This is a genomic window from Bacillus sp. AP50 (assembly GCF_040492675.1).
Taxonomy (GTDB): domain Bacteria; phylum Bacillota; class Bacilli; order Bacillales; family Bacillaceae_G; genus Bacillus_A; species Bacillus_A cereus.
Genome location: NZ_JBEUTW010000656.1, coordinates 1 through 1,244 on the forward strand (window position 1 = coordinate 1; position 1,244 = coordinate 1,244).

Consider the following 1,244-nt stretch of genomic DNA (forward strand, 5'->3'; position numbering starts at 1 on the left):
TCAGAATAAGTCTTTTGAACGAGACAATGCAATTCAAAAATCTTAAACTTTAATCCATTATTCATTTCATCCCCTCCCATCGTATCTATTCTACATAAAATTAGAATATTATACAAAGAAAATTATTAGCAAGAAATTGACAATTAAAAAAATAACTTAAGGATAAACAAAATCCCTCTCATTATAAATTATAATTGCGGAGCATTTACCAACATAACAGCAAAATAAAAAACGAAAAGAATAAATCTTTCCGCTCTTAGAGTAATAAATACATTTCATATTGCGCTAAAGAATTCTTTTCAAATCCACATTTCTTAAAAAAACCCTCTAATAAATTATTGTTAGGAAACCCAATTGATAAACTTGATAAATTTAATTCTTCTCTTGCTACTTGTAATAATTTCATCCCAACACCAATATTTCTATAACCTTTGTCTACGAAAATAAAACTAATTTTACCTTGTTCAGTTACGCATAGAGAGCCTTTTAAGTCATTATCAACATATGCACCATAAAATACATTATTTGTTTTTTTGATATAATCAATATCATTTTGCCAATTTATATGGAAGTTTAACCATTTCTGAATTTCATCTTTAAAAGTTGGAAATTCTAATTGTTTTACTTCAATATCCTTACAAACTTTATTCTTTATTTTAGTCAAATCATTTAAATTATAATAAGAAAGATCGTACACTTTTTCATAGCCCAACTTATTATAAAAATGAATCGCTCGGTCGTTTCCTACAATGACTTCGAGAAAAAGTTGCTTACATCCATGTTGAATCGCCTCTTCTTTATGCAGTTCAAATAATTTTTGACTCACACCAATACCGCGGTAATTAGGATGAACCGCTAATGTTCCGCAGCGCATAGTCTTTATACTTTCATAATCCTTTATGCCACCTAGTATTACGCCAACAGATTTGCCTTCTTCTAAAGCAAGAAAAGAATGTTCTAGCAAATTACCTTCTGGTCCCAAAAAACGTTGTATAAAATCCTCTTTTGAAACCTCCATCTTAATAATGTAATCTGAAAATCCATCTTTAAAAGCTTCATATACTAAATCAATATTTACTTCACTACACCTTTTATATTGAATCATATAAAATTGCCCTCCAACTGCTTATATTAAACTCAACGTGTACCCATATAATATATTCCATCTATTATAAATTTCAGCTCTTAATTTGAAATGAGCGGACATTTCCCTACATATAACTCACTATTGATTTGTTTTATAA

Annotated in this window: 1 protein-coding gene; it reads right to left on the reverse strand. The window is 28.6% G+C overall.

Features of this window, described 5'->3' with window-relative positions:
• Positions 1-256 precede the first annotated feature (256 nt).
• The gene (locus ABWK52_RS27985) at positions 257-1,105 is read right to left on the reverse strand and encodes a GNAT family N-acetyltransferase (RefSeq protein ID WP_000617062.1); all 849 of its coding nucleotides are present in this window, start codon (positions 1,103-1,105) and stop codon (positions 257-259) included.
• Positions 1,106-1,244 lie beyond the last annotated feature (139 nt).